Annotated in this window: 18 protein-coding genes and 1 tRNA gene; 8 read left to right on the plus strand and 11 right to left on the minus strand. The window is 70.7% G+C overall.

The window, feature by feature from the left end; all coding sequences use genetic code 11:
* Positions 1-16: 16 nt before the first annotated feature.
* The 4 genes from ribD to PKE78_RS15555 all read right to left on the minus strand — a co-directional run bounded on the left by ribD (position 17) and on the right by PKE78_RS15555 (position 4230).
* Positions 17-1144, minus strand: coding sequence for a bifunctional diaminohydroxyphosphoribosylaminopyrimidine deaminase/5-amino-6-(5-phosphoribosylamino)uracil reductase RibD (ribD, locus tag PKE78_RS15540; protein WP_271202004.1), 1128 nt, complete (start codon positions 1142-1144; stop codon positions 17-19).
* 14 nt (positions 1145-1158) lie between these two features.
* A complete protein-coding gene (nrdR, locus tag PKE78_RS15545; RefSeq protein ID WP_271201811.1) occupies positions 1159-1635 on the minus strand; it encodes a transcriptional regulator NrdR in 477 nt (158 codons plus the stop codon).
* Positions 1636-1845: 210 nt separating this feature from the next.
* The gene (gene glyA / locus PKE78_RS15550; RefSeq protein ID WP_271201812.1) at positions 1846-3153 is read right to left on the minus strand and encodes a serine hydroxymethyltransferase; all 1308 of its coding nucleotides are present in this window, start codon (positions 3151-3153) and stop codon (positions 1846-1848) included.
* Positions 3154-3408: 255 nt separating this feature from the next.
* Entirely contained in the window at positions 3409-4230 is an 822-nt protein-coding gene (locus tag PKE78_RS15555) for a DeoR/GlpR family DNA-binding transcription regulator (protein WP_271201813.1), read from the minus strand.
* 122 nt (positions 4231-4352) lie between these two features.
* Here PKE78_RS15555 and PKE78_RS15560 point away from each other — a divergent pair, with 122 nt between their 5' ends.
* The 6 genes from PKE78_RS15560 to PKE78_RS15585 all read left to right on the plus strand — a co-directional run bounded on the left by PKE78_RS15560 (position 4353) and on the right by PKE78_RS15585 (position 12096).
* Positions 4353-5306 (plus strand): ABC transporter substrate-binding protein, encoded by a 954-nt coding sequence (locus PKE78_RS15560; protein ID WP_271201814.1) that lies wholly within the window; start codon positions 4353-4355, stop codon positions 5304-5306.
* 17 nt (positions 5307-5323) lie between these two features.
* Entirely contained in the window at positions 5324-6358 is a 1035-nt protein-coding gene (locus tag PKE78_RS15565; RefSeq protein ID WP_271201815.1) for a quaternary amine ABC transporter ATP-binding protein, read from the plus strand.
* Positions 6355-8343, plus strand: coding sequence for an ABC transporter permease (locus PKE78_RS15570; protein WP_271201816.1), 1989 nt, complete (start codon positions 6355-6357; stop codon positions 8341-8343). Before PKE78_RS15565 ends, PKE78_RS15570 begins: the two co-directional genes overlap by 4 nt.
* 2 nt (positions 8344-8345) lie before the next feature.
* Positions 8346-9221: a phosphotransferase gene (locus PKE78_RS15575; RefSeq protein ID WP_271202005.1), complete on the plus strand. Its 876-nt coding sequence runs from the start codon at positions 8346-8348 to the stop codon at positions 9219-9221.
* A complete protein-coding gene (locus PKE78_RS15580; protein ID WP_271201817.1) occupies positions 9218-11662 on the plus strand; it encodes a GcvT family protein in 2445 nt (814 codons plus the stop codon). Before PKE78_RS15575 ends, PKE78_RS15580 begins: the two co-directional genes overlap by 4 nt.
* 98 nt (positions 11663-11760) lie before the next feature.
* The gene (locus PKE78_RS15585) at positions 11761-12096 is read left to right on the plus strand and encodes a hypothetical protein (protein ID WP_271201818.1); all 336 of its coding nucleotides are present in this window, start codon (positions 11761-11763) and stop codon (positions 12094-12096) included.
* Between the two features lie 71 nt (positions 12097-12167).
* Here the strand turns inward: PKE78_RS15585 and PKE78_RS15590 are convergent, their stop codons facing one another.
* From PKE78_RS15590 to gyrA, 3 genes are all read right to left on the minus strand, one after another.
* Positions 12168-13760, minus strand: coding sequence for a CYTH and CHAD domain-containing protein (locus PKE78_RS15590; protein ID WP_271201819.1), 1593 nt, complete (start codon positions 13758-13760; stop codon positions 12168-12170).
* A gap of 294 nt (positions 13761-14054) precedes the next feature.
* A tRNA-Ser gene (locus PKE78_RS15595) sits at positions 14055-14129 on the minus strand.
* 114 nt (positions 14130-14243) lie between these two features.
* Complete coding sequence (gyrA, locus tag PKE78_RS15600; RefSeq protein WP_271201820.1) at positions 14244-16997, minus strand: DNA gyrase subunit A; 2754 nt, start codon at positions 16995-16997, stop codon at positions 14244-14246.
* Between the two features lie 283 nt (positions 16998-17280).
* On the opposite strand from gyrA, the gene PKE78_RS15605 reads away from it, so the two are divergent.
* Both PKE78_RS15605 and trmFO read left to right on the plus strand, forming a co-directional pair.
* On the plus strand, positions 17281-18186 hold the full coding sequence (locus PKE78_RS15605) for a hypothetical protein (protein WP_271201821.1): 906 nt from the start codon (positions 17281-17283) through the stop codon (positions 18184-18186).
* Positions 18187-18231: 45 nt separating this feature from the next.
* Positions 18232-19656 (plus strand): methylenetetrahydrofolate--tRNA-(uracil(54)-C(5))-methyltransferase (FADH(2)-oxidizing) TrmFO, encoded by a 1425-nt coding sequence (gene trmFO / locus PKE78_RS15610; protein ID WP_271201822.1) that lies wholly within the window; start codon positions 18232-18234, stop codon positions 19654-19656.
* A gap of 281 nt (positions 19657-19937) precedes the next feature.
* On the opposite strand, the gene PKE78_RS15615 is transcribed toward trmFO, so the two are convergent.
* From PKE78_RS15615 to PKE78_RS15630, 4 genes are all read right to left on the minus strand, one after another.
* Positions 19938-21410 (minus strand): S10 family peptidase, encoded by a 1473-nt coding sequence (locus PKE78_RS15615; protein ID WP_271201823.1) that lies wholly within the window; start codon positions 21408-21410, stop codon positions 19938-19940.
* Positions 21411-21508: 98 nt separating this feature from the next.
* Positions 21509-23635, minus strand: coding sequence for an NAD-dependent DNA ligase LigA (gene ligA, locus PKE78_RS15620; protein WP_271201824.1), 2127 nt, complete (start codon positions 23633-23635; stop codon positions 21509-21511).
* A complete protein-coding gene (recN, locus tag PKE78_RS15625; RefSeq protein WP_271201825.1) occupies positions 23635-25305 on the minus strand; it encodes a DNA repair protein RecN in 1671 nt (556 codons plus the stop codon). Before recN ends, ligA begins: the two co-directional genes overlap by 1 nt.
* A gap of 27 nt (positions 25306-25332) precedes the next feature.
* Positions 25333-26205, minus strand: coding sequence for an outer membrane protein assembly factor BamD (locus PKE78_RS15630; protein WP_271201826.1), 873 nt, complete (start codon positions 26203-26205; stop codon positions 25333-25335).
* Positions 26206-26280 lie beyond the last annotated feature (75 nt).

Consider the following 26280-nt stretch of genomic DNA (forward strand, 5'->3'; position numbering starts at 1 on the left):
GCGCGGCCGGCGCGCGTCACGCCCGTTCGTAGTCGGCCCAGATGTCGTCGCCGATCCGCTCGCGCGCAACCCCGCGGAACCGCGGCCCCTCGGTGATCGCGGTCAGCGGCAGGCCGTCGACTGCGTCGATGGCGTCCTCGCCCAGCGGAACAGGCCCCGTCAGCACGGTCGCGGCGTCCACCACATCCGCGCGCAGCAGGGCGCCCGCGAGGATCGGGCCGCCTTCGACCATGAGCCGAGTGACGCCGCGCATGGCGAGCAGCTTGAGCGCCGGCAGCAGCTCCGGCCGGCCGCCCGGGCAGCGCTCGACGCGCATGACCTGCACGCCCGCCTCCGCGAGACGGCGCTCCGCGTCGGCCGGCGCGTCCTCACCCGTGACGATCCAGGTCGGAACCTCGCGGGCGGTGCGGACGATCCGCGCGCGCAGCGGCGTGCGCAGGTCCGCGTCCAGCACGACGCGCGCCGGCGATCGGTCCTCCAGACCCGGCAGCCGGCACGTCAGCGACGGATCGTCGGCGAGCACGGTGCCGACGCCGACCATGATCGCGTCCGCCTCGGCCCGCATCATATGGACGCGGGCGCGGACCATCTCGCCGGTGATCGCGACCGGGCGGCGCCCCGCGAGCCCCGCCTTGCCGTCCGGCGACACCGCGAGCTTGAGGGTCACGTGGGGTCGTCCGAGCGCGACGCGCGCCACGTGTCCGGCGTTGAGGCGGGCGGCGTCCGCCGCGCCGACGCCGACCGACACCAGCACGCCGCTCTCCCGCAGGCGCGCTATGCCGCGGCCGTTCACACGCGGGTCCGGATCGGCCATGGCCGCGACGACGCGCGCGACGCCGGCCTCGATCAGGCCGTCGGCGCAAGGCGGCGTGCGTCCGTAATGGCTGCAGGGCTCGAGCGTGACGTAGAGCGTCGCGCCGCGCGCCGCCTCGCCCGCCCAGGCCAGCGCGCGGGACTCGGCGTGCGGGCGCCCGCCCGGCTGCGTCCAGCCGCGGCCGACGACGAAGCCGCCGCTCAGGCCCGGCGCGACGAGGACCGCGCCGACCGGCGGGTTCGGCGCGGTCCGGCCGAGACCGCGGCGCCCGAGCGCCACCGCGACCTCCATCCAGCGCGCGTCTTCCGAGGAGGCGACCGCGCGCTCCATGAGCGTCGAGCCGTTCACGCGCGCGTCCCGCCGGAGGCTTCGTCGCCCGCGAGCTCGTCCAGAAGCGTTTCGAAATCCTTGGCTTCGCGGAAGTTCTTGTAGACGGACGCGAAGCGCACATAGGCGACGTCGTCGACGCTCTTCAGCGCCTCCATGACGTACTGCCCGATGGTCTCGGAGGAGATCTCGGCGTCGCCGCCGCTCTCGAGATGGCGCACGATGCCGGACACCATCTGCTCGATGCGCTCCGGATCGACCGGGCGCTTGCGGAGCGCGACGGCGAGCGAGCGGTGAAGCTTGTCGCGATCAAACGGCGCGCGCCGGCCGGACCGTTTCACCACCGTCATCTCGCGGAGCTGGACCCGCTCGAAGGTCGTGAAGCGCTGGCCGCAGACCCCGCACACCCGGCGGCGCCGGATGGAGGAATCGTCTTCGGCGGGCCGGGAGTCTTTCACCTGCGTGTCAGGCGCGCCGCAGTGCGGACAACGCATGGAGCGATCCTTCGCGATGCGGCTCTCGCCGCGGCGTCATGCCCGAGACTGTCCCGGGCGCCGGCGACCTCCCCGAGGCGCCGCGTCAGGCGTGGATACCCGGCTTCGGCGGGCGTGACGAGCCCCCGCGTAAACACGAACGGCCCGCCTCCTGAATGGGAGACGGGCCGCCGAGCGCCCGGCGGAAGCCGGACCGTCGCGCTGTGAGGATCAGTCGGCGTAGAGCGGGAAGCGCTCCACCAGGCTCGCGACCTGGCCGCGCACCTTGGCCTCGACCTCCGAGTCCTCGTCCGCGCCCTTCTGCGCGAGCACGTCGAGGACCGTCGCGATCATGTCGCCGATCTCCTGGAACTCCGCGACGCCGAAGCCGCGGGTGGTGCCCGCCGGCGTGCCGAGGCGGATGCCCGAGGTGACCATCGGCTTCTCGGGGTCGAACGGAATGCCGTTCTTGTTGCAGGTGATGTGAGCGCGGCCAAGCGCGATCTCCGAGACCTTGCCGGTCAGCTTCTTCGGGCGCAGGTCGACGAGGATCAGATGCGTGTCGGTGCCGCCGGAGACGATGTCGAAGCCGTGGCCCTTGAGGTTCTCGCCGAGCGCCTTGGCGTTCGCGATCACGTTCTTGGCGTAGAGCTTGAAGTCCGGCTTCAGCGCCTCGCCGAAGGCCACCGCCTTGGCCGCGATGACGTGCATCAGCGGGCCGCCCTGCAGGCCAGGGAACACCGCCGAGTTGAACTTCTTGGCGAGCGCTTCGTCGTTGGTCAGGATCATGCCGCCGCGCGGGCCGCGCAGGGTCTTGTGGGTGGTCGTGGTCGCCACATGCGCGTGATCGAGCGGGTTCGGGTGCTGGCCGCCGGCGACGAGGCCGGCGAAGTGCGCCATGTCCACCATGAAAAAGGCGCCGACGCGGTCCGCGATCTCCCGGAACGCCGCGAAGTCGATCTGGCGCGGATAGGCCGAGCCGCCGGCGATGATCACCTTCGGCTTGTGCTGCTCGGCGAGCTGGGCGACCTCCTCCATGTCGATGAGGTGGGTGTCCGGCTTGACGTGGTAGTTGACCGCGTTGAACCACTTGCCCGACAGCGCGGCCTTGGCGCCGTGGGTGAGGTGGCCGCCGGCGGCGAGGTCGAGGCCGAGGAAGGTGTCGCCCGGCTGCATGAGGGCGAAGAACACCGCGGTGTTCGCCTGCGCGCCCGAATGGGGCTGCACGTTCGCGAATTCGCAGTTGAACAGCTTCTTGGCGCGGTCGATCGCGAGCTGCTCCGCCACGTCCACATACTGGCAGCCGCCATAGTAGCGGCGGCCCGGATAGCCTTCGGCGTACTTGTTCGTCAGCACGGAGCCCTGCGCCTCTAGCACCGCCTTGGAGACGATGTTCTCCGACGCGATCAGCTCGATCTCGTCGCGCTGACGGCCGAGCTCGGACTTGATCGCGTCCGCGAGCTCGGGGTCGACCTCGGCGACCGACGCGCCGAAGAAGCGGTTTTCGAACGACTGGGCTTTGGCGTCGGTTGCGGACATGGACCACTCCTCCTCGAATGGGGCGAGCGTCCGCCGGCGCGCCGTTCGCGAACCGTAGCGGACATGATCGCAGTGCTCGTGGCGCGGACGCGCACGATACGGCGTGCTCTCTCTCAAAGGGCTACCATAGGTCGGAAAGGGCAGCCAAGACGCTCCCCGCCCCTGCGGCGCCTTGGTCGCATGAGACTTTCGCAGGGTTGGCATGCCAGATACCTGAGACTTTGGCCGCGCCCGCTCAGCGGAATTCGGTCCCGCTCATGTTTCCGTGGGCGCCGGCGCCCGGGGCGCGATCACGGTCTCGACGCCCGCGCCGGCGAGCCATGCGGCCACGTCCGGCGGCGGCGCCTCGTCGGCCACCAGCGTCCCGATCTCGGACGGTTCGCAGATGGTCACGCCGGCGCGGCGGCCGAACTTGCTGTGGTCGGCGACGATCAGACGCTCCGCGGAGCCGTCGATCATGGCGCGCGCGATCCGCGCTTCGTCGAGATCGAAGTCGGTGAATTGGCCGGCCGGGTCGACGCCCGCGATCGAGAGGATCGCGAGATCGGCCCGGAACTGCCGGATGAAGGCCGCCGCTTCCGCGCCGACCGCGGCCGCGAGATCGGTGCTCAACTCGCCGCCGGCCATGAACACGCGGTTGCCGTGCCGCCCGACCAGATGGCGCGCGATCTCGATCGAGTTCGTCACCACCGTGAGCCGGCGCCGCCGCTGCGCGAGGGCCTGGGCGACGTAAGCCGTGGTCGATCCCGTGTCGATCATCAGCGCCTGCCCGTCGCGCACGCGCTCGGCGACGGCGGCGGCGAGCGCCTTCTTGGCGGCGGCGTTGACGCGCAGCCGGCGGCGGAACGGCGCGTCCGCCATCGCCTCGGCCAGCGCGACCGCCCCGTGGCGGCGCACGAGCAGCCCCTCCGCCACCAGATCCTTGACGTTGCGCCGGATGGTCTCGCCCGAGACGCTAAGGCGCTCCGCGAGATCGATCACCCTGGTGACGTCCTCGTCGCGAACGAGGTCGAGGATGGCCCGTTGCCGCCGCGTCTGATCCACCGGAATGCGCTCCCCCGCCGCTTTCATGGGCATGATGTGGATTTCGTGCGGGCTCAACAACTCAAATCCACATCATCTGTGTATTCATCACGACTTGGCGCCCAAACTGCATGGCCTAATGTGGCGATAGACCACAGCAGCCGGGAGGCCGAGCCATGTTTCGTGACGTGACGCGCGTACTGACGACCGGACTCCTCGCCCTCGCCTTGACGGCCGTCGCCGCCAAGGCCGAGGTCGAGTCGAAGGACCCCATCAAGCTGACCCTTCACGACTGGACCGGCCAGCTCATCACCACCCGGCTCATGGGCGAGACGCTCAAGAAGGCCGGCTACACCGTCGAATACGTGCAGGCCGACTACCTCGCCCAGTTCGCGGGCATGAAGACCGGCGACCTGCATGTGGCGATGGAGGTCTGGGCGACCACGGCGAAGGAGGCTCTCGACGCCGCGATCGCCGAGGGCGGCGTCGTCAATGTCGGCGAAACCGGCATGCAGGCGATCGAGGATTGGTGGTTCCCGGACTACATGAAGGAGAAGTGCCCCGGCCTGCCGGACTGGGAAGCGCTGAAGGGCTGCGCGGAAGTGTTCTCGATCCCCGAGACCGCGCCGAAGGGCCGTTATCTCGGCGGCCCCGTGACCTGGGGCGGCTACGACGAGGAGCGCGTGCAGGCGCTCGGGCTCGACTTCGAGGTCGTCCACGCCGGCACCGACGCCGCGATGTTCGCGGAGCTGCAGTCGGCCTACGACCGCAAGGCCCCGATCCTGCTCTGGATCTACGCGCCGCACTGGGCGCCGATCAAATACAAGGGCGAGTGGGTCAAGTTCCCGCCCTATGAGAAGGCCTGCTACGAGGACCCGGCCTGGGGCGTGAACAAGGACGCCAAGTACGACTGCGCCAAGCCGCGCGGCCCGATCTACAAGGCGGCCTGGACCGGCGTCGCCAAGAAATGGCCGGGCGCCTACAAGGCGATCGAGGCCTACCAGTTCACCAACGATGAGATCGGCGAGCTCGCCGCCAAGGTCGACCTCAACGGCGAAAAGGTCGAGGCCGTGGTCGACGACTGGATGGCGAAGAACGAGCCGCGCTGGAAGAAGTGGCTGGGCAGGTGACGCCGGGTTGCGGGGCCATGGCGCATCCGATCCTGGCCGCGCGCGAGGTCTCGAAGCTCTACGGGCCGAAGCCGGAGCGCTTCCTGCGCGACGGCCGGCTCGCGGCGACCCCGGCGGAGCTTTCCGCCGCCGGGATCATCGCGGCGGTCGCCGACGTCAGCATCGAGATCCCGCGCGGCGAGACCTTCGTCATCATGGGGCTGTCCGGCTCCGGCAAGTCCACGCTGGTGCGCATCCTCGCCGGCCTGACGCCGCCGACCGCAGGCGCCGTGCTGTTCGAGGGGCGCGACCTCAAGACCCTGTCGGAGGCCGAGCTCATCGCGATCCGGCGGCGCCAGATGGGAATGGTGTTCCAGCATTTCGCGCTGCTGCCGCACCTCACCGTGCTCGGCAACGTCGCGTTCCCGCTCGACGTTCAGGGCCGTCCGAAGGCCGAGCGCGACGCCCGCGCGCGGGAGATGATCGCGCTCGTCGGGCTCGAGGGCCGCGAGGACCGGTTTCCGCGCGAGCTGTCGGGCGGGCAGCAGCAGCGCGTCGGCATCGCCCGCTCGCTCGCGGTCGGGCCGGACCTCTGGTTCCTCGACGAGCCGTTCTCGGCGCTCGATCCGCTGATCCGGCGCGAGATGCAGGACGAGGTGCTGCGGCTGCAGGGCCTGCTCAAGAAGACGATCGTGTTCATCACCCACGATTTCGACGAGGCCGCGCGGATCGCCGACCGGATCGCGATCATGAAGGACGGCGTCGTCGAGCAGATCGGCTCGGCCGAGGAGCTCGTGCTGGCGCCCGCCACGCCTTACGTGCGCGCCTTCACCCGCGACGCGCCGCGCGCCAAGATCCTCACCGCCAAGGCCGTGATGACGGCTCCGCCGGCGGGCGCCGACTTCGCCGGCGAGGTCGCCGCGACCGCCCGCATCGCCGCGTTCGCCCATGACGTCGAGCGGTCCGAAAAGCCCTTCGCCGTGATCGAGGACGGCCGGGTGCTCGGCGCGATCGACCGGATCGCCATGATCGACGTCCTCGTCGGCCGGGAGCGGCCGGGCGGCGCGGCATGAGCTACGCTGAGGCAAGCCCATCCGTCGCGAAATGGGCGCGCCCGCCGGTCGGCCGCCTGCTGTGGCCGACCGTGATCCTCGCGACCGTGGCTCTCGCGCTGGCGCCGGCAGGCGCGCTGCCGGCCTGGACCATGAAGGTCCCCGCCGCCTGGCAGCCGCCGCTGGCGCGCGAGATTTCCGAGTTCATGCGCTGGCTGATGGACAGGGCGAGCCTCAGCCTGTTCAGCGTGCGCGACCTGACGCGCGCGATCGCCTGGACGCTCGAACTCCCGCTCGCCGCCGCCAAGGCGCTGCTCGCCGCAGGGATCGGCGGCGTCGTGCCGCCGATCCCGTGGCTCTCGCTGCTGCTCTTAGGGGTCGCCGGCGGCTACGCGGCCGGCGGGGCGCGGCTCGCCGTGCTGATGGCGGCCGGGCTGCTCTACCTCGCGGTCTTCGGCCAGTGGGCGAGCGCGATGATCACGCTGGCCTCGGTGCTGGTGTCGAGCCTGCTCGGCGCCGCCGGCGGCCTGCTGCTCGGCCTCGCCTGCGTGCGCTGGAGAAGCCTCGAGCGCGCGGTCGGGCCGATCCTCGACCTGTCGCAGACCATGCCGGTCTTCGCCTATCTGCTGCCGATGCTGATCCTGTTCGGCTTCGGCCCGGTCTCGGCGCTGATCGCGACCGTGATCTACGCCATGCCGCCCATGGTGCGGGTGACGATCCTCGCGATCCGCGCGGTGCCTGAGGAGATCCGCGCGCTCGGCGTCATGACCGGCTGCACCCGGGCGCAGACCACCTGGAAGATGCTGGTGCCCTCGGCGCTGCCCGCGCTGATGGTCGGCGTCAACCAGGTGATCATGCTGTCGCTGAACGTGGTCATCATCGCCTCGATGATCGGCGCGGGAGGGCTCGGCTACGACGTGCTCGCGGCGCTCCGGCGGCTCGACATCGGCGCAGGGCTCGAGGCGGGGCTCGCCATAACCGTGCTCGCGGTGCTGCTCGACCGCTTCGCCCAGGCGCTGGCCGCGAAGACGGGCGCCGCGCCGGAGCGCGATCCCCGCCGGCTGCGCCGGCGCCGCTTCGCCCTCGCCGCGGCGCTCGCGGCGGCCGCGGGTTTCTGGCTGCTCGCCGCCGCGGCTCCCGCGCTCGCCACCTATCCCGACGACTGGCGGCTCTCGACCGCGCCCTACTGGGGCGACCTCGTCCGCTGGATCAACGTCACCTTCTTCGGCGCGCTTGAGGCAATGAAGACCGCGGTGCTGCTGAACGTGCTGCTGCCGGTGAAGCGTTTCCTGCTGGCCCTGCCCTGGCCATGGGTGATCGCGCTCGTCGCGCTCGCGGGGGTGCGCCTCGGCGGCTGGCGGCTCGGCCTGCTGGTCGGCGCGCTCGCGCTGTTCGTGGCGCTCTCCGGCCTCTGGCCGGCGGCGATGACGACGGTCTATCTCTGCGGCGTCTCGGTCGCGATCGCGGCCGCGATCGGCGTGCCGATCGGCCTCGCGGCGGCGGGGCGCCCGCGGCTGTGGCGCGCCGTCGAGACCGTGATCGACACGCTGCAGACGCTGCCGTCCTTCGTCTACCTGATCCCGATCGTGATGCTGTTTCGGGTCGGCGACTTCACCGCGCTGATCGCGATCGTGCTCTACGCCATCGCGCCGGCGATCCGCTACGCCGCGCACGGCGTCGCGCGCGTGCCGCCGGCGCTGATCGAGGCCGGGGCCATGAGCGGCTGCACGCGCCGGCAGATCACGACCCGCATCCGCCTGCCGCTGGCGCTGCCCGACATCCTGCTTGGGCTGAACCAGACCGTGATGCTGGCGCTGTCGATGCTGGTGATCACCGCGCTCGTGGGCACCCGCGACCTCGGACAGGAGGTCTATTCCGCGCTGGCGCAGGCCAATGTGGGACGCGGGCTGGTGGCGGGCCTCTGCGTCGCCTTCATCGGGATCATCGCCGACCGGCTCATCGCCGCGGGCGCGGAGCGCACGAAACGGAGGCTCGGACTGGCGTGAGCATGGACGCGGAGGCGCGCATCCGCGCGCTCGCCATCTGGCGCGGGCCGGTCGAGCCGGTCCGCCTCGACGGCGGCATCACCAACCACAACTTCCTCGTGGAGGACGACGGCCGCCGCTATGTGGCGCGCATCGGCGAGGACATACCGGTCCACGGCGTTATGCGCTTCAACGAGCGCGCCGCGAGCGTCGCCGCCCACGCCGCGGGCGTCTCGCCCGCCGTGCGTCACGCCGCCGACGGCGTGTTGGTGATCGACCACGTCGCCGGCCGCACCCTCACCTCCGAGGACGTGCGCGCCGAACTGCCGCGCGTCGTCGAGCTCGTGAAGCGGACCCATCGCGAGACCCAGCGCCATCTGCGGGGACCGGCGCTGGCGTTCTGGCCGTTCCATGTGCTGCGCGACTACATCCACGGCCTGCGCGAGGGCGGGCATCGCTTCGCCCAAGACCTGCCGCGCTTCTCCGCCATCGCCGAGCGGCTGGAGGCGGCGGTCGGGCCGACCGAGATGGTGTTCGCCCACAACGATCTGCTGCCGGGCAACTTCCTCGACGACGGCGCGCGGCTCTGGCTGATCGACTGGGACTACGCCGGCTTCAACAGCCCGCTGTTCGACCTCGGCAACCTCGCCTCCAACAACGAGCTTTCCCCCGGCGAGCGCGAGACGCTGCTGACGCTCTATTACGACCGGCCGCCGGACGACGCGCTGCGGCTGCGCTTCCAGGCCATGCTGACCGCCTCGCTGCTGCGCGAGACGCTGTGGAGCATGGCCTCCGAGCTCTCCTCGACCATCGATTTCGACTACCGCGCCTACACCGCGGAGAACCTGCTGCGCTTCGAGCGCGCCTATCGCGCTTTCACCGACATGGATGACGCATGACCGACCTGCCCTCCTCCGCCCGCATCGTCGTCATCGGCGGCGGCATCGTCGGATGCTCCACGGCCTACCATCTCGCGAAGCTCGGCGCCGGCGAGGTGCTGCTGCTGGAGCGCGGCCGGCTGACCTCCGGCTCGACCTGGCACGCCGCCGGCCTCGTGGGCCAGCTCCGCTCCAGCGCCAACATCACCCAGCTGCTCGGCGACAGCGTGAAGCTCTACAAGTCGCTGGAGGCCGAGACCGGGCTCGCCACCGGCTGGAAGATGAACGGCGGCCTGCGGCTCGCCTGCACCGCGGACCGCTGGACCGAAGTGAAGCGGCAGGCGACCACCGCGCGCTCGTTCGGGCTCGAGATGCAGCTGCTGTCGCCGAAGGAGGCGCAGGAGCTCTGGCCGCTGATGACGGTCGACGACGTCGTCGGCGCCGCCTTCCTGCCGACGGACGGACAGGCGAGCCCGTCCGACATCACGCAGGCGCTCGCGCGCGGCGCGCGCCAGGGCGGCGTCCGCATCGTCGAGGAGACCGGCGTCACCGGCGTCGCGGTCGAGGGCGGCCGCGTCGTCGCCGTCGCCACGACGCGCGGACGAGTCGCCTGCGAGAAGCTCGTGGTCTGCGCGGGGCTCTGGTCGCGCGAGATCGGCGCGCTCGCTGGCGTCAACATTCCGCTCGTGCCCGTCCAGCACCAGTACATCGTCACCGAGGCGATCGAGGGCGTCGCGCGGAACCTGCCGACGCTGCGCGATCCCGACCGCCTGACCTACTACAAGGAGGAGGTCGGCGGCCTCGTCATGGGCGGCTACGAGCCGAACCCGATCCCGTGGGCGCTCGAAGGGCCGCCGCAGGATTTCGAGTTCCAGCTTCTGGGCGAGGACTGGGACCACTTCGAGCCGATGATGCGGCTCGCGCTCGGCCGCGTGCCGGCGCTCGAGACCGCGGGCGTCAAGCAGCTCATCAACGGCCCCGAGAGCTTCACGCCCGACGGCAACTTCATCCTCGGCGAGGCGCCCGAGACGCGGAACGTCTTCGTCGGCTGCGGCTTCAACGCCTTCGGCATCGCCGCGGGCGGGGGAGCCGGCATGGCGCTCGCCGAATGGGTGGCGAAGGGCGCCGCGCCCTACGACCTCTGGCCGGTCGACATCCGCCGCTTCGGCGCGAACGGCCGCGACACGGCTCACGTCCGCACCCGCACGCTCGAAGCCTACGCCAAGCACTACACCATGGCCTGGCCGTCCGAGGAGCATGCGAGCGGGCGGCCGCTGCGCCGCTCCCCGCTCTACGACCGGCTGAAGACAGCGGGCGCAGTGTTCGGCGAGAAGCTCGGCTGGGAGCGGCCGAACTGGTTCGCGGGTCCGGGCGAAGAGCCCCAGGACGTCTATTCGTTCGAACGGCCGAACTGGTTCGACGCGGTCGCGCGCGAGCACGCGGCCTGCCGCGAGCGCGTCGCCCTGTTCGACCAGTCGTCCTTCGCGAAGTTCCTGCTGGTCGGGCGCGACGCGGAGAAGGCGCTGTCGTGGATCTGCGCCAACGACGTCGCGAAGCCCATCGGCTCGCTCACCTACACCCAGATGCTGAACGCCCGCGGCGGGATCGAATGCGACCTCACCGTCGCGCGCCTCGCCGAGGACCGCTTCTACATCGTCACCGGCACCGGCTTCGCGACCCACGACTTCGACTGGATCGCCCGCAACATCCCCGCGGACTGCGACGCGCATCTGATCGACGTCACCTCGTCGCGCGCCGTGCTCAGCCTGTTCGGTCCGCGCGCGCGCGACGTGCTCGCCGCGGTGACGCGCGACGACGTCTCGAACGCGAGCTTCCCGTTCGCGACCTGCCGCGAGATCGCGGTGGCCGGCGCGCCGACGCTCGCGCTGCGCGTTACCTATGTGGGCGAGCTCGGCTGGGAGCTGCACGTGCCGACCGAGTTCGCCGCCACCGCCTATGACGCGCTGATGGCGGCCGGCGCGGCGCACGGGATCGCTCCCGCGGGCTACCGGGCGATCGAGACGCTGCGGCTCGAAAAGGGGTACCGCGCCTGGGGCTCCGAGATCGGGCCGGACCACACGCCGCAGATGGCGGGCCTCGGCTGGGCGGTGAAGCTCAAGTCCGGCCTGCCGTTCCTCGGCCGCGACGCGCTCCTGGAGAAGGCGGCCGAACCGTCGCCGCGGCTGCTGGCCGGCTTCACGGTCGACGATCCCGGCGTGACGCTGCTCGGGCGCGAAACCATTCTGCGCGACGGCGCGCGGGTCGGCTGGCTCGCGAGCGGCGGGTTCGGCCACACGGTCGGCAAGCCGATCGGCTACGGCTATGTCCGCGACCCCGCCGGCGTCGACGCGGCCTATGTGATGTCGGGCGACTACCAGCTCGAGGTCGCCGGCGTGTTCGTGCCGGCGACGCCCTTTCTGAAGCCGCTCTACGACCCCGCCATGACCCGAATCAAGGCCTGAGCGCCAAGCCAACCTGTGTGTCTGCACTTCAATGGGCTTGGAACGATGCCGCGCGCGCATCGTTTGAGAACCATAAGAAACAGATCATGGGAGCGATCATGAAGACCCTTGCAGCTTTCGCGCTGGCCTCGGCCCTCGCCGTCGGCGCGGGCCCGGCCCTCGCGCAGACGAACTCCACCGTGGATCAGGGCGCGAACCCGGCGGACAAGACGTCGCCGGAAAAGGCCGGCGAGACGGGCAAGATGAGCCCCGGCACCACCGGCGCGATGGACAACGCCGTGAAGGGAACCGCCACGAGTAAGGACGACGTCAAGCGCCAGACCGAAGGCGGCACCACCGCCGCGGATGGCGCCCATCAGGGCCAGATGGGCAAGGACAAGCATTCGCCCGGCGCGACCGGCGCGGCGCCCGGCTCGGACGACAGCAAGAAGTAGCGTCCGCGCGGGCGGTTGACGGAAGGGGTCGTCGGCGGACGACCCCTTTTTCGCGCCGTCGATCTGTCGGGTCAGCGCCAGTAGGGCTTGGCCTTCATGAGAGCGGCGTAGCTTTTGCCGGCGGCTTGCAGCAGGCCACGCGCGTCCGCGTCGGCATGGCCGGCGATCGCGCCGGCGGCGAAAGCGGCGTCGCCGTCGCCCTCGGCCGCCGCGGCGATAGCCAGCCCGCGAACGCGGGCGCGAGCGGTGGCGATGTCGTTGAGATCGCCAAGATGCTCCTGCAGCGCCGTGAGGTGCTTTCCGAAGGTCTTCTGCCGCTTGCGCGCTTTCGGTTCGACAAACACGTCGGCGAAGAAATCGGCGGCGTAGCGCAGCTTCTTGCCTTCGATGCGGACCTGGTGGCGCGCGTGCGGGTCGAGCGCCGCGAGCGCCTCGCCCGCCTTCTTCACCTTTTTTCGGCGTTTCGTCAGCGTATCGGCCGCGAACGTCTCGATGGCCAGGGCGCGCAGGTCGGCCGTCTCCGCGTCCGCGCGCCACGGGCCGATCGCCAGCCATTCCGCGAGATCGAGCATGAGGCCGCGCGCGCGGGGCGAGCGCAGCGCTTCGTCGGCGGCGGCGTAGGCCGCGCCGCGCTGACGTTCCACGCGGTCGGCCAGCGCCGCGAGGCCGGGCTCGGGCTCGTCGCCCTCGCCCAGCGCGGCGAGCCGCCCTTCCGCGAACACGTCGAGATCGCGCGCGTCGCCGAGCGAGCCGGCGAGCCATTTGAGCTCGCCCCGCAGCGCCTCGCTCCGGGCGTCCGACACCACCGGCTTGAACAGCGAGAACGCCGAGCGCAGGCGGCGCAGCGCGACGCGCGCCTGATGCACGGCCTTGGGCTCCGGCGCCGCAAGCAACACGTCCTCGTTCAGCCGGAACTGGACCACGCAGTCGGTCGCGGCGGCGACGAAGGCCTCCTCGACCGTCATGCCGGGGCGGATCGGGGCGTCTCCCGCCTTGGCGGGCCGTCCGAGCGCGCCGTCGAGGGCTGCATAGCCGCGGGCGGACTTGCTGAGCGCGCTGAGGCGGAGCGGCGCGACAGATCCGAGGTCGCGGGCGAGCGCGAACAGCTCCTCCGGCGTTCCGCCGAGCAGCTCCATCTCGAGCTCCGCGAAGGCGTAGCGCGCCTCGGCGAGTTCGATCGCGGCATCGTCGAGGGCGATCTCGACCACGAACGCGCCGCGCTCGAGCATGTGGACGGTGCGCTTCACATTGGTCGTGAAGACGGGCGCCAGCGCCGGCAGCGCGGACGGTTCGCAGCCGAGCGCGGATGCGAGCATCAGGGTCTCGCCCGGCGACAGCGCGAGCTCAGGCCCGCGCGCGCGCCGCTCCCACTCCGCGCGGTCGAACATGCCGACGCCCGCGCCGCCGAGCTTGATGGTCTGGACGTAGCCCCTGCCCCGCCGCCGGATCCGCAGCGAAACGCCCGCCCGCTTCAGCGCGCGGTCGTCGGAGTCGAAATAGGCGCTGACGAGACGGGCGGCCACGCCCCGCTTGGCGGCGCCGCGCTCGCGCAACGCACCGGCGAGCCGACCGAGCGCGTCGGGTGCGACCTCCAGCTTCAGCTCGCGCTCGCGGGCCTCAAGTGCGGCGGCCGGGTCCGGCAGCGGCTCATGCGCGTCGTTCATCTGCGGTCTCACTCAGGCGAATGCGGAAGCGAGCCCCCATCTAAGGGCCGGGACCGCAACCCGCCAAGACGAAGTTCGTCGCGGCGTCGCGACGGCCGGTTTCGGCGACGACCTGGCGGCGAGGCTGTCCGGACGACCGGAAATGGCGCGCGCGCCGACGATTGGCGACGTTCCGGCGGAATGGTCCCGCTTCGTTCTTAGAGATAGTGCATATACACTATCACGAAGACGCGTTACGCGGCGCGACAAGAACAAACGGCGGCCCGCTGTTGGCGGACCGCCGCTTGTTCGATCTGGAGGCCCAGCCTGGATTTGAACCAGGATAGGGGAACGTTCCCGTCCCCCGGGTAGCCATTCCCCCACCGGGCCGTTGCGAAAACATGCCAGCGCCGGCCCGGGCCGGCAACCTTTCATCGCCGCTATACTTAACGAAAGCGCCTTGTTTTAACGAACAACAGTTAAATCCCTAACGATCACGTGTGATCACTCGGGGCCGTCGCCGCCGTCGTCGTCCTCCGAGGTCGCCGCGTCCTCTTCCTCCGCGATGTGCTCGACCGACACGACGCGCTCGCCCTCGGCGGTGTCGAACACGATCACCCCTTGCGTCGACCGGCCCGCGATGCGGATGCCTTCGACCGGCACGCGGATGGTCTGTCCGCCGTTGGTGATCAGCATGATTTGATCGCCGTCGGAGACCGGGAAGGACGAGGCCAGCGGTCCGTTGCGGCCGGTGGTCACCATGGCGACGATGCCCTTGCCGCCGCGTCCGGTGACCCGGTACTCGAACGAGGACGACCGCTTGCCGTAGCCGTTCTCAGAAAGCGTCAGGATGAACTGCTCCGCCTCGCTCATGGAGATGTAGCGGTCCTGGCCGAGCTCGATGTCGGCCGCGTCGGCCTCCACGCCGTCCTCGACCTCCGCCGCCTCGTCCACGCCGCTTTCGCCCTGCCCGCGCCGCACCGCGTTGGCGCGCCGGAGATAGGCGAGCCGTTCCGCCGGCGTCGCCTCGAAGTGGCGCAGGATCGACAGCGAGATCACGTTGTCGTCCTTGCCCAGCGTCACGCCGCGCACGCCGACGGAGTCGCGGCCCTTGAACACGCGCACGTCGGTCACGGGGAAGCGGATGCACTGGCCGCGATAGGTCGTGAGCAGGACGTCGTCGTCCTCGGTGCAGATCTGCACGTCGACGATGGCCTCGCCCTCGTCGAGCTTCATCGCGATCTTGCCGGAGCGGTTCACGTTGACGAAGTCGGACAGCTTGTTCCGGCGCACGGTGCCGCCGGAGGTGGCGAACATCACGTCGTACTTCGCCCACTCGCTCTCGTTCTCGACGAGCGGCATGATCGTGGTGATGCGCTCGCCCTGCTCCAGCGGCAGCATGTTGACCAGCGCCTTGCCGCGGGCCTGCGGGGCCGAAAGCGGCAGCCGCCACACCTTCTCCTTGTAGACCTGTCCGCGCGAGGAGAAGAACAGCACCGGCGTGTGGGTGTTGGCCACGAACAGGCGGCTGACGAAATCCTCCTCGCGGAAGGACATGGCCGAGCGGCCCTTGCCGCCGCGCCGCTGCGCCCGGTAGGTCGCGAGCGGCACGCGCTTGACGTAGCCGGCGTGGGACACGGTCACGACCATGTCCTCGCGCTGGATCAGGTCCTCGTCCTCGAAATCCGCGTCGGAATCGAGGATCTCGGTGCGGCGCGGCGTGCCGAACTCGGCCTTGGCCGCCAGCAGCTCCTCGCGCACGATCGCCTGCACCCGCTCGCGGGAGCGCAGGATGTCGAGATAGTCGGAGATTTCGGCCGCGAGCTTGTCCAGCTCCTCCGCGATCTCGTCGCGGCCGAGCGCGGTGAGGCGGGCGAGGCGCAGCTCAAGGATGGCGCGGGCCTGCTCGAAGGAGAGCCGGTAGGTGCCGTCCTCCGCCAGCCTGTGGCGCGGATCGTCGATCAGCGCGATCAGCGGCGCCACGTCCATCGCCGGCCAGTCCCGGTCCATCAAGCGGTCGCGGGCGGTGGCCGGATCGGGCGCGGTGCGGATGGTGTGGATCACCTCGTCGATGTTCGCGACCGCGATCGCGAGGCCCACCAACACATGCGCCCGGTCGCGCGCCTTGCCGAGGCGGAACTTGGTGCGGCGGCTGACGACGTCTTCGCGGAACGAGATGAAGGCGGTCAGCACGTCCCGGAGGTTCATCAGCTCGGGCTTGCCGCCGTTCAGCGCCACCATGTTGACGCCGAAGGTGGTCTGCAGCGACGAGAACCGGAACAGCTGGTTCAGCACCACGTCGGCGACCGCGTCCCGCTTCAGCTCGATCACGACCCGCATGCCCTGCCGGTCGCTCTCGTCGCGGAGGTCCGAGACGCCCTCGACGCGCTTGTCGCGCACGAGCTCGGCGATCTTCTCGACCAGCGTGGCCTTGTTCACCTGATAGGGCAGCTCAGAGACGATCAGCGCCTCGCGGTCCTTGCGGATCTCCTCCACGTCGACCTTGGCGCGCATGACGACGGAGCCGCGGCCGGTGGCGTAGGCCGAGCGGATGCCGCTGCGGCCGAGGATGCGGGCCGCGGTCGGGAAGTCCGGCCCCGGAACGATCGCGAGCAGCGCCTCGAGATCGAGGTCCGGCTCCGCGATCAGCGCGACGCATGCGTCGACGACCTCGCCCAGATTGTGCGGCGGGATGTTGGTCGCCATGCCTACGGCGATGCCGCCGGCGCCGTTGACCAGCAGGTTCGGAAACTTGGCCGGGAGGACGGTCGGCTCCTTTTCGGAGCCGTCGTAGTTGTCCTGGAAATCGACCGTGTCCTCGTCGATGTCGCCAAGCAGCGCCATCGCGGGCTTCGCCAGCCGGATCTCGGTGTAGCGCATGGCCGCGGGCGGATCGCCGTCGACCGAGCCGAAATTGCCCTGGCCGTCGGCCAGCGGCAGCCGCATGGAGAACTGCTGCGCCATGCGCACCAGCGCGTCGTAGATCGATTGGTCGCCGTGCGGATGGTACTTACCGATGACGTCGCCGACCACGCGGGCGGACTTGCGGTAAGGCCGGTCCGGGAAATAGCCGTTCTCGTTCATCGAGAACAGGATGCGGCGATGCACCGGCTTCAGCCCGTCGCGCACGTCGGGAAGCGCGCGCGCCACGATCACGCTCATGGCGTAATCGAGGTAGGAGCGGCGCATCTCGTCGGCGATCGACACCGGCTTGATGTCGGAGGGGCCGCCGGACGTCGGATCGGTGGAATCGGCCAAGACTGGAACGCTTTCGGTCGTTTGCTAGCGCCGGCAAACTAGACGATTCCGATCGGGAAAGCCAATTCGGGGACGCGAATCTGTGCAAAAAAAAGCTATGTGATTCAGAGACATAGCTCAGGTCGCGCCGACCGCTTCCATTCGTGGAAGCGGCCGATGAACTTCAGACGACATCCGAGCGTCGGCGCGTACGACCCGCAGACGCCCCCTGTAAGTATTGCAACCAATTGTTCTGCATGGATCGGAGAAGGAGATTTTCTGCCGGTCGATGGGAGATCCTCCTATGAGCGACGCGCCGCAGTCCGCCAGTGACGACAAGCTCAAGACAGCTGCGTCATGGCTGTCGCAAAGCCTTGTCCCATTATCTATAGTAATCCTCGTACTCGCGACGCTTTGGTTCGTTTTCATGGTGAAGCCAGACGGATTCGCGTCGGTATCAGCGCTTATACTGGTCGGACTTGCCGCCTTCATCGGCCTGATGAATTTTCTGACGTACACTCATCATCTGATGGAGCTGAACGACGTCAAACAACCGTTCGGCCTGCCCGAGGGCACCGTTCGGGCGATCCTGACGATCGCTTTCATCGTTCTGGTCGGCGTGATGGCGAGCTATCTCGCCACCAGCAGCGCCAACCGCACCGCCTATGCGGAGCCGATCCTCGTGAATGGCAGAACGACGGCGGTGGAGGCGCAGAAGATCAGCGACCGCTACGCCGCGGCCGGGATCGTGACGGTGACGCCGCACAACCAGGACGGCAAGGAGACGGGCGACGTCGTCGTTCATGTTCTTCTGAAGAAAGACAACGCGCTCTCCGACGACATATCCAAGCAGATCCTGACGATGCTTTCGACGATCATGGCGGCGATGATCGGATTCTATTTCGGAGCGAAGACCGACATCGCCGCGCCCAACGCGCCGACGAAGACGGACAAGCTGAAGGCCGCTGCGGAAGCGGCCAAGGCGAGGGCGGAGGCGAAAGCCAAGGAGGCGGCCGCCGCGCGGAAGGACGCCGAGGCTGCGGCGTCGGAGGCGGAGAGGGCCAAAGCCGCGGGCGACGCCGACGCGGCCGCCAAGGACGAGGCGGCCAAGAAAGCGGCGCTGAAAGCGGAAGCCGTGGAGAAAGAGGCGGCGAGCGCGGACAAGGCCGCGAAGGACACCGAGGCGGCCGCCAAGGACGCGAGCCAGTAGCCAGCCCGCATTGCCCGCATGCTGTCGCGCGACTAGGGTCCCGCGATGACAGCCCAGACCTCCCCCATTCATGTCGTCGGCGGCGGCCTCGCCGGCTCCGAGGCCGCGTGGCAGATCGCCGAAGCCGGCGTTCCCGTCGTGCTGCACGAGATGCGGCCCGAGCGCCGCACCGACGCGCATCAGACCGACGGCCTCGCTGAGCTCGTCTGCTCCAACTCGTTCCGCTCGGATGACGCGGAGCAGAACGCGGTCGGCCTGCTGCATCAGGAGATGCGGGCGCTGGGCTCGCTGATCATGCGCGCGGCGGACGGAGCCCAGGTGCCCGCAGGCGGAGCGCTGGCCGTGGACCGCGAGGCCTTCTCGGCCGCCGTCACCGCCGCGCTCGAGGCCCATCCGCTGGTGACGATCGCGCGCGGCGAGATCGCCGGCTTGCCGCCGGCGGAGTGGGACAGCGTGATCGTCGCGACCGGCCCCCTCACCTCGCCTGCGCTCGCGGAAGCCGTGCGCGGGCTGACCGGCGAAGGCGAGCTCGCCTTCTTCGACGCCATCGCGCCGATCGTCCACTCCGACTCGATCGACATGAGCGTGGCCTGGCGGCAGTCGCGCTACGACAAGGTCGGCCCCGGCGGCACCGGCGCGGACTACGTGAACTGCCCGATGACCCGCGAGCAGTACGAGGCCTTCGTGGCGGGGCTGGTCGCCGGCGACAAGGTCTCGTTCAAGGACTGGGAGGCCTCGACCCCCTATTTCGACGGCTGCCTGCCCGTCGAGATCATGGCGGAGCGCGGGCCGGAGACGCTGCGTCACGGGCCCATGAAGCCCATGGGCCTCACCAACGCCCACAACCCGACCGTGAAGCCCTACGCCGTGGTCCAGCTCCGCCAGGACAATGCGCTCGGCACGCTCTACAACATGGTCGGCTTCCAGACGAAGCTGCGCCATGCCGAGCAGGTCCGGCTGTTCCGCACGATTCCGGGGCTGGAGAACGCGGAGTTCGCCCGGCTCGGCGGCCTGCACCGCAACACCTACCTGAACAGCCCGAAGCTGCTGGACGGCGCCCTGCGCCTCAAGGCCGAGCCGCGGCTGCGCTTCGCCGGCCAGATCACCGGCTGCGAGGGATACGTGGAGAGCGCGGCGGTCGGCCTGCTGGCGGGCCGCTTCGCCGCCGGCGAACGGCTCGGCCGCGCCTTCGAACATCCGCCCGCCACCACCGCGCTCGGGGCCCTGCTCGGCCACATCACCGGCGGCCACATCGGCGTCGAGGGCGAGGGCCCGAAGAGCTACCAGCCGATGAACGTGAACTTCGGCCTGTTCCCTCCGGTGGAGGGCGCGCTCCGCCTGGCCGACGGCTCGCGCCCGCGCGGCGCCCAGAAGGCCGTCGCCAAGAAGCGCATGCTGACCGACCGCGCCCGCGCCGACCTGGCCGCCTGGCTCGGCGAAGCGCCGCCAGCCGCCGAAGCCGCGGAGTAACTTCTGCGGACGTCGCGGAAGCCTCGTCACCGCGTCATGCCCGCGCCTTCGTGCAGGCTGTCCAGTTCGGAACACCGAGCGTCTGCAGCGTGACGACACAGGCGCCGAGGCCCCCTCACCCGGATAACTGCGTCATCCGACCTCTCCCCGCCGGGGAGAGGTAAGGCCCGCGCCTGCCTCGTGACGCGACATCACCGTTGCGTCACCTCTCCCCGGCGGGGAGAGGTCGGCCCGCAGGCCGGGTGAGGGGGAGACACGTTCGTCAGCCAGGCGGTCTCCGGCTACTCCTGCGCGCCGTACAGCGCGCGGACATCGCGCGTGAAGGCGGCGCGCGAGGCGTCGCGGCTGTAGAACATGTGGCCGCCGGGATAGACCGTCAGCTTCACGCGGTCGGGGTTCCCGAAGGCGGGCAACTGGTCCAGCACCAGCTTCGATTCCATGTAGGGCGTGACGAGGTCGGTCGCGCCATGGGCCACCAGCACCTTGAGATGCGGATCGAGCGCCAGCGCCTCGCGGAGCGCGGTGGCGGATTCCGGCAGCGACTGGCCCGAACCCCAGCGCCAGCCGCGGTGGACCTCGGAGCTCAGCAGCTCGTAGCGGCGGTCGACGCGGTAGCCGAGGTCGCGGTGGTAGAAGTCGACCGCGGCGCGGGTGAGCGGCGCGAGCGCGCCGTCGAGGATCGGGTCCTCCCACTGGCCGCGGGCGGCGGAGGGAAACGGATCGAAGGCGGTGACGTTGGCGTCGTAGAGCGAGCCGACTCGCCCCTCGCCGCGGTGGAATTCACGAGCGAAGGTGCGGATGTCGACCCGGCCGCCGAGCCGCTTCACGACGTCCCTATCGAGCCCCGTCAGCTCCGCCACCTTGGCCGAGAGACGGTCGACGGCGGCCGCGTCGCGCGGCCCCTTCATGAGGTCCGCCATGAACTCGCCGGTGGCGTAGGCCTCGACGTCGGCGAGATCGGCGCGCTGGACCGGCGCCTTCTTCTCCCGCGCGGTCGCGGCGAGCGAGGGCAGCGCCGTCACCCAGGGCATCGGCGAGGTCTGCTCGCCGTCGCGGATCGCGAAATCGAGCACCGGCGAGATCGCGACGAGGCCGCGCACCCCGACGCCGTCGCGCGCCTGCAGCTGCCGAGCGATGCGCGGAATGCGGAAGCCGCCGTAGCTCTCGCCCGCGAGATAGACCGGCGACATCAGCCGGTTCTTCGCGGCGAGATGCTTCGCGACCACGCGCGACAGCGTCTCCGCGTCGCCGTCGATCGACCAGAACTCCTTGGCGTCGGCGCCGCCGACGGTGCGGCTGTAGCCGGTCCCGATCGGATCGACGAAGACGAGGTCGGTGAAGGCGAGCCAGGTCTCGGCGTTGTCGATCACCTTGGGGAGGTCGGACGGCGCATTGCCGGCGGCGCCGAAGGGCATGCGCTTCGGCCCGACGCCGCCGAAGTTCAGCCAGGCGGAGGCGGCGCCCGGCCCGCCGTTGAACAGGTAGGTGATCGGCCGGTCGTCGGGCTTCGTCCGCTCCAGCGTGTAGGCGGTGACGACCACCTCGGCCTGCTTCTCGCCCTTCGGATCGTAGAGCGGCACCGCCTCGACGCGCGCCGTGTAGGTCAGCGTGTCGTCGGCGGTGACCGCCGTCTCGCGCGCGCCGGCGTCGGCCGGCAGCGCGACCGGGTTCCCGGGCTTATCGCGCGCCTCCTGGGCGGCGGCGGGAACGGCGGCGAGCGCGACGGCCGCGGCGAGAAGAAGCGTGCGGAACATGGTCATGGCGCGGGAGAAATGGGGCGCGCGGCGCGGCCGGAAAGCGGGATCGCGCACCCGTGCGCGAGGGACCCGCGACGACGGCGCGCTGAAAGCCTTCAGCCACCCTCGCCCACGCGCGCGAGCCATTCGTCCTCGGTCAGGGTCTCGATCCCAAGCTCCCTCGCCTTGGCGAGCTTCGAGCCCGCGCCGGGGCCGGCGACGACGAGATCGGTCTTCTTGGAGACCGATCCCGCGACCTTCGCGCCGAGCCGTTCGGCCATGGCCTTGGCCTCGTCGCGGGTCATGCGCTCGAGCGTTCCGGTGAACACGACGGTGAGGCCCGCGACGGGCGTGTCGGAGGCCGCCGCCGGCATGGGCGACGGCGTCAGCTCCTTGAGCAGCGCGTCGAGCGGCGGATCGTTCTTCGGCTCCTGGAAGAAATCGACCACGGCCTGCGCGACCACCGCGCCCACGCCGTCGATGTCGATCATCTCGCGCCAGGCGTCGTCGCCCTTGTCGCCCTTGACCGCGGGATCGGGCGGCGTCGCGGCGCGCGCCGTCTCGCGCAGGGCGTCGATCGTGGCGAAGTGGCGGAGCAGCCGCTTGGCGTTGATCTCGCCGACATGGCGGATGCCGAGGCCGTAGAGCACCCGGTTCACCTCGCGCGAGCGGGCGTCCTCGATCGCGGCGAACAGGTTCGCGGCGGAGGTTTCGCCCCAGCCCTCGCGGTTCTTCAGCCGGGTGAGCCGGCCCGGCTGCGCGTCGCGCGCCTTCAGGGTGAAGATGTCCGCCGGCTCGCGCACCTCGCCGGTCTCGTAGAAGGCCTCCATCTGCTTTTCGCCGAGGCCTTCGATGTCCATGGCGTTGCGCGAGACGAAATGCCGGAGCCGCTCGACCGCCTGCGCGCGGCAGATCAAGCCGCCGGTGCAGCGCCAGACCACCTCGCCCTCCTCGCGCGCCACGTGGCTGCCGCAGACGGGACATTCGCGGGGGAACGCGAACGGCGGGCCCCTGCCCTCGCGGTCGGGGTCCGTCACCCGCACGACCTGCGGGATGACGTCGCCGGCGCGCTGGACGACGACCGTGTCGCCGACGCGCACGTCCTTGCGGGCGATCTCATCCTCGTTGTGGAGCGTCGCGTTCGAGACCACGACGCCGCCGACGGTGACGGGCCTGAGCTTCGCGACCGGCGTCAGCGCGCCGGTGCGGCCGACCTGGATCTCGATGCCCTCGAGCACGGTCGTCGCCTGCTCGGCCGGGAACTTGTGGGCGATCGCCCAGCGCGGGCTGCGCGACACGAAGCCGAGGCGGCGCTGCAGGTCGAGCCGGTCCACCTTGTAGACGACGCCGTCGATGTCGTAGCCGAGGTTCGCCCGCCGCTCCTCGATCGCGTGGTAATGCGCAATCAGTTCCTCCGCCGTCGCGAACACCCGCATCAGCTCGTTGGTGGCGAAGCCCCAGCTTCGCAGCTTGTCCACCATGCCCTTCTGGGTGTCGGCGGGGACGGCGCTCGCCTCGCCCCAGGCATAGGCGAAGAACCGGAGCGGCCGCTCGGCCGTGACCTTCGGGTCGAGCTGGCGCAGGCTGCCGGCCGCGGCGTTGCGCGGGTTGGCGAACAGCGGCTTGCCGGCCTCGGTCTGGCGCTCGTTCAGCGCGCGGAAATCAGCGTGGGACATGTAGACCTCGCCGCGCACCTCGATCACCTCGGGGACGTCGGCGCCCGTCAGGCGGTCCGGCACGTCGGCGATGGTGCGGAGGTTCGGCGTGACGTCCTCGCCCACCGTCCCGTCGCCGCGGGTCGCGCCGCGCACGAACCGGCCGTTCTCGTAGCGCAGCGAGGCCGAAAGCCCGTCGATCTTGGGCTCGGCCGACACCGGCAGCTCCTGCTCCGGCTTCAGGTCGAGGAAGCGGCGGACGCGGGCGATGAACTCGGCCACATCCTCGTCGGAAAAGGCGTTGGCGAGCGAAAGCATCGGCACGGCGTGCCGCACCTTGGCGAAGGCGTCGGAGGGCGCGGCGCCCACCGTCTCGGTCGGGCTGTCCGGCGTCTTTAGCTCGGGAAACTGCGCCTCCAGCGCCTCCAACCGCCGGCGCAGCTCGTCATAAGCGTCGTCCGAGACCGTGGGCGCGTCGTCCTGATAGTAGCGGCGGTCGTGGCCGCGGATCTCGTCGGCCAGCCGCGCGTGCTCGGCCGCGGCGTCGGGCAGCGACGGCGGGAGTTCGCCGCCTGTCGGATCCGCCATCACGCCGCTCCGCTCAGCAGGCGCGCGGCGGCCGCCCTCGCCTCCTCCGTCACCGAGGCGCCGGCCAGCATGCGCGCGATCTCCTCGCGCCGCTCGGGCGCGCCAAGGCCGGCCACCCGCGTCGCGACGCGGACCTCGCCTGCGGCCTGCGCCTTGGAGATGAGAAAATGCCGGTCGGCGCGCGCCGCGACCTGCGGGGCGTGGGTGACGGACAGCACCTGCACGGCGCGCGCGAGCCGGGCGAGCCGGGCGCCGATCGCGTCCGCCACCGCGCCGCCGACGCCGGTGTCGATCTCGTCGAACACCAGCGTGGGCGCGGAGCCGCGGTCGGCGAGCGCCACCTTCAGCGCCAGCATGAAGCGCGACAGCTCGCCGCCGGAAGCGATCTTCGCGAGCGGGCCCGCGCGCGTGCCCGGATTGGTCTGGACCCAGAACTCGACGCGGTCGACGCCGTCGGGGCCAGCGAGAGACGGATCGGTCGCGATCTCGGTCATGAACCGGGCGCGCTCGAGCTTGAGGTCCGGCAGCTCCGCCATCACCGCGGCGTCGAGCGTCGCCGCGGCGGCGCGGCGCCGCTCGCTCAGCGCCGAAGCCGCCTCCGCGTAAGCCTGCTCGGCGGCGCGGGCGTCCTCCGTCAGGACCTTTAGGCGCTCCTCGCCGGCGTCGAGCGCCGCGAGCTCGTCGCGGAAGCGCGCGGCGAGCGCCGGGAGCCCGTCGACCGGCGTGTCGTGCTTGCGCGAGGACGCCCGCAACGCGAACAGCCGCTCCTCGATCCGCTCCAGCTCGCGCAGGTCGAAGGCGGTCGCCTCGATCGCGGCCTTGAGATGCGCTTCGCCCTCGTCGAGCGCCAGCAGCGCCGCGTCGAGCGCCTTGATGGCGGGCTCGACCAGTTCGGGCGAGGCCGCGGCGCGGCGCTCCAGACGGCGGATGGCGTTGGCGATGGCGGTGACCGGCGACGAGCCGCCGGCGACCGCCTCATGGGCCTCGGACAGGTCCTCCGCCGCCTTCTCCGCCCGCATCATCGCGGAGCGGCGCTCGGCCAGCGCCTGCTCCTCGCCCGGCTCCGGCGCGAGCGCTTCGAGCTCGTCGCTGGCGTGGCGCAGGAAGTCGGCCTCGCGCCGCGCCGCCTCGACGCGCGCGGTGTGCTCGTCGAGCGCCTTCGCGGCCGCGCGCCGGCGGCGCCAGCGCTCGGAGACGGCCGCGGCTTCGGCCGTGAGCCCGCCGAAACCGTCGAGCAGCGCGCGGTGCGCGGCCGGATCGACCAGCGCCCTGTCGTCGTGCTGGCCATGGATCTCAACAAGCGTCGCGCCCAGCGCGCGCAGCGCGTTGGCGCTCACGGGCTGGTCGTTGACGAAGGCGCGCGTGCGCCCGTCGCGGGCCTGCACGCGGCGCAGTATCAGGTCGCCGTCGTCGGGAATGTCCTGCTCGCGCAGCAGGGCGCGGGCGGGATGGTCGACGGCGAGGTCGAACACCGCGGTCACCTGCCCCTGCTGCTCGCCTTCGCGCACCAGCCCGCCGTCGCCGCGGCCGCCGAGCGCGAGCGAGACCGCGTCGAGCACGATCGACTTGCCCGCGCCGGTCTCGCCGGTCATGACCGAGAGCCCGGCGTCGAAATCGACGTCGAGCCGGTCGATCAGGACGATGTCGCGGATCGAAAGCCGTGCGAGCACGGGATTACTCCGCGAGCGCTGTTCGCCTCAGCCGGTGACGCCGCGGAAGGCGCGGCTGATCCAGGAGCCGGTGTTCTCCTGCGCCTGCTGGACGCCGCCCTGGTTCATCAGCGCGTAGGAGCGCTTGTACCATTCGCTGTCGGGGAAGTTGTGACCGAGAATCGCCGCGGCCGTCTGCGCCTCGGCGGCGATGCCGAGCGCGAGATAGGCCTCGACGAGACGGTGCAGCGCCTCCTCGATGTGGCGCGTCTGCTGGTACTGGCTCACGACCACGCGGAAGCGGTTGATCGCGCCGGTGTAGTCGCGGCGCGCGAGGTAGAATCGCCCGACCTGCATCTCCTTGCCGGCGAGCTGGTCGCGGGCGATCTGCATCTTCTTGCGGGCTTCGGCGGCGTATTCGCTCTCCGGCCAGCGGCGCTGCACCTCGTCGAAGGCGGCGATCGCCTTGGCGGTGCGCTCCTGGTCGCGGCTGATGTCCGGCACCTGATTGTAGTAGGACATGCCGATCAGATACTGCGCATAGGCCGCGTCCGGGCTGGTCGGGTGCAGCTGGACGTAGCGATTGCCGTTGGTGATCGCTTCCGTGTAGGCGCCGCTGCGGTAGTTGGCGTAGGTCGTCATCAGCACCGACTTGCGGCCCCACTCGGTGTAGGGGTGCTGGCGGTCGACCTCGGCGAACTTCTTCTTCGCCTCGTCGTACGAGCCCGCGTTCAGGTTGCTGAGGCCCTCGTTGTAGAGCTTGTCGGCCGGCTCGTCCGGCGCGAACTCTTCCTTGTTGGAATTGAAGTAGGAGCAGCCGGCCAGCGGCGCCATGAGCGGCAGGGCGACGGCGAGAAGCAGCGCGCTCCTCAGTCCGCGCCCCCGCGCGGAAGACGGGTGTGAGGGCGTACGCAGCGACATCGGAGGCCTCTCGAGCGTCTGAACCGGCATTGATTCCCCGAACGGCCGCGCCTGTCGGCGCGACCTCGAAGCCGT

It is taken from the genome of Methylopila turkensis (genome assembly GCF_027922325.1).
GTDB lineage: Bacteria > Pseudomonadota > Alphaproteobacteria > Rhizobiales > Methylopilaceae > Methylopila > Methylopila turkensis.